The 2,788-nt window shown below is 45.3% G+C and carries 3 protein-coding genes; 1 reads left to right on the plus strand and 2 read right to left on the minus strand.

Features of this window, described 5'->3' with window-relative positions:
* Window positions 1-100: 100 nt before the first annotated feature.
* Window positions 101-553 carry a DUF721 domain-containing protein gene (locus B3M51_RS07140; RefSeq protein ID WP_292757898.1) on the plus strand — a complete coding sequence of 151 codons (453 nt, stop codon included), beginning with the start codon at window positions 101-103 and terminating at the stop codon, window positions 551-553.
* Here the strand turns inward: B3M51_RS07140 and lpxC are convergent.
* Both lpxC and ftsZ read right to left on the minus strand, forming a co-directional pair.
* Window positions 550-1,467 carry a UDP-3-O-acyl-N-acetylglucosamine deacetylase gene (lpxC, locus tag B3M51_RS07145; protein WP_292357853.1) on the minus strand — a complete coding sequence of 306 codons (918 nt, stop codon included), beginning with the start codon at window positions 1,465-1,467 and terminating at the stop codon, window positions 550-552. The genes B3M51_RS07140 and lpxC overlap by 4 nt on opposite strands.
* A 73-nt stretch (window positions 1,468-1,540) precedes the next feature.
* Complete coding sequence (gene ftsZ, locus B3M51_RS07150) at window positions 1,541-2,701, minus strand: cell division protein FtsZ (protein ID WP_292757899.1); 1,161 nt, start codon at window positions 2,699-2,701, stop codon at window positions 1,541-1,543.
* Window positions 2,702-2,788: the final 87 nt, after the last annotated feature.

Consider the following 2,788-nt stretch of genomic DNA (forward strand, 5'->3'; position numbering starts at 1 on the left):
CAGCATCAATTTCGTTCGGCTTAAATGCCAATGCTTGTGGCCGGTATTGTCGGCGGATATTATGATAATCTGCATACTTATCCTCGTCCCGGATTGAGACATGTCAAATAAACCGCTTCATTTCAGCACTGTTTGCCAGGCAAACCAGCAATTACAGCAAATTTCGAAGCGCGCTCAAAAATTAACTCAGCTTAACAGCATTCTGCAAGAAATTTTACCTTCGCAGTTCGCAGGACATTGTCAGCTGGCGAATATGAAAGAGAACAAAATCATCATCCATACAGAAAACGCGGCAGTTGCCAGCTTATTACGCTTTCATTCCGCTACCATTTGTAAAACCTTTTCCAGCGAGTTGTCTGCGCAAATTGAACGCGTTGAGGTAAAAGTAAAACCCCAGCACCCAACCGGGAAGCCGGCAAAATCCAATATGATCGATATGTCTAATAACAATGCAGCGCTGATTGCTCAGACCGCCGCCGGGTTAGACGATGGTCAGCTCAAAACAGCGCTGCATAAACTCGCTAAGCGAGGTAAAACTCGTGACAACTCCTAGCTGACGATTGAAGCGGCAGGCCGACTAAACACAATAGGTGCATCAGCATCTTCTTCAAAAGTCACCAGTTCCCAACAATCTTCCTGAGCAATAAGTTTGCGTAACAGGCGATTGTTCACTTCATGACCGGATTTATGTCCGACGAATGCACCGATCAGACTATGGCCCAGCAAATACAAATCACCGATAGCATCAAGTACTTTATGACGGACAAACTCGTCTTCATAACGAAGACCATCTTCATTTAAAACACGGAAATCGTCTACAACAATGGCATTATCCATACTGCCACCCAGCGCTAGATTCATTTCCCGCAATTTTTCGATATCTTTCATAAAGCCGAAGGTTCTGGCACGGCTGACCTCACGAACAAATGATGTGGAGGAGAAATCAACATCAACCTGCTGCGGTCTGCCGGTAAAGGCCGGGTGCTCAAAATCAATGGTAAAAGAGACTTTGAAACCTTCAAATGGCTCGAACTTGGCCCATTTGTCACCATCTTCCAGTAATACAGGCTTTTTAATACGGATAAATTGCTTAGCAACTGCCTGCTCTTCAATACCGGCAGATTGCACCAGAAATACAAAAGGTCCGGCACTGCCGTCCATAATAGGAACTTCTGCTGCATTGAGATCAATATAAGCATTGTCGATACCCAGCCCGGCAAAGGCTGAAAGTAAATGTTCCACGGTTGAAACCCGCTGACCATTTTGAATCAATGTGGTTGACAGGGCTGTCTCACCCACATTTTCAGCTTTGGCTTCGATTTCAACAACCGGATCCAGATCGACTCGTCGGAAAATAATGCCAGTATTAGGGGCAGCCGGACGCAGCGTTAAATAGACCATTTCACCGCTGTGCAATCCTACACCTGTGGCACGAATCACATTTTTCAATGTTCGTTGCTTTATCAAGGTGCTTTACCCCCTTTTCTAGTTTAATTATCTGACAATAATATCATAGGCTTATATGACTTCACCATCTGCATTAGTCAGCCTGTCTACGCAAGAATGCCGGAATGTCCAGATAATCCATGTTGACATCACCATTAGCCACTTGTTTTTGTTCGTTGTTACGACCATTTCGTAAAACAGTTGGTTCATCATAGTCAATATCAACCGGCTTCTTAACAATTTCGATTTGCGGTGCTGCTGCTGTAGCCTCAACTGGTTTTGATACAGCCGCTCTTGCAACGCCCAACCCAGTCGCCACTACGGTTACCCGTAACTCATCGGTCATATCAGGATCGATTACCGTACCAACCACTACTGTTGCGTCCTCTGAAGCAAATTCTTTAATGGTATTACCCACTTCTTCAAATTCACCAATGCTCATATCCAGACCCGCAGTAATGTTTACCAACACCCCACGCGCACCTGCCAAATCAACATCTTCCAGTAACGGGCTTGAAACTGCCAGTCTGGCTGCTTCTGCAGCGCGGTTTTCACCTGATGCCCGTCCGGTTCCCATCATTGCCATACCCATCTCAGACATAACAGTCCGCACGTCAGCAAAGTCAACGTTAATCATACCTTCACGGGTAATCAGTTCAGCAATTCCCTGAACAGCACCCAACAGTACATCATTGGCTGATTTAAAAGCATTAAGCAGGCTCATTTCCTTACCCAACACTTTCAACAGTTTTTCATTTGGAATAGTAATCAATGAATCAACATGCTGACTCAATTCTTCAATACCGGCCATGGCGACTTTCAGTCGTTTGCCACCTTCAAAAGGAAATGGTTTGGTCACAACGGCAACCGTTAAAATACCCATCTCTTTAGCAACCTGTGCGACTACTGGCGCAGCTCCGGTGCCTGTACCACCGCCCATACCCGCAGTGATGAAGACCATATCAGCGCCGCTGATAACTTCCATAATACGTTCACGGTCTTCCAAAGCAGCCTGTCGACCTACATCTGGGTTGGCACCGGCACCCAGGCCTTTGGTGATATCTGTGCCTAATTGTAAATGCGTAGTGGCATTACTTTTACGTAAAGCCTGTGCATCCGTATTGGCACAAATAAAATCAACACCTTCGATTTTATTGGCCACCATGTGTTCCAAAGCGTTACCGCCGCCGCCACCTACACCGATGACTTTGATAACTGCATTTGCTGTGTATGTATCAATCAATTCAAATGTCATGATTTTCTCCCCTCTTTATTTACTAACAAGGCTTGCTCAGAAATTGCCCTGAAACCAACTTTTCATTCTGGCAAGCATTCCTTTAAA

This window comes from Methylophaga sp. UBA2689 (genome assembly GCA_002354555.1).
In the GTDB taxonomy this organism is placed as follows: domain Bacteria; phylum Pseudomonadota; class Gammaproteobacteria; order Nitrosococcales; family Methylophagaceae; genus Methylophaga.

Coding starts and splice junctions, on each gene's coding strand:
- B3M51_RS07140 (WP_292757898.1), top strand. CDS start 101: ATGTCAAATAAACCGCTTCATTTCAGCACTGTTTGCCAGGCAAACCAG.
- ftsZ (WP_292757899.1), bottom strand. CDS start 2,701: ATGACATTTGAATTGATTGATACATACACAGCAAATGCAGTTATCAAA.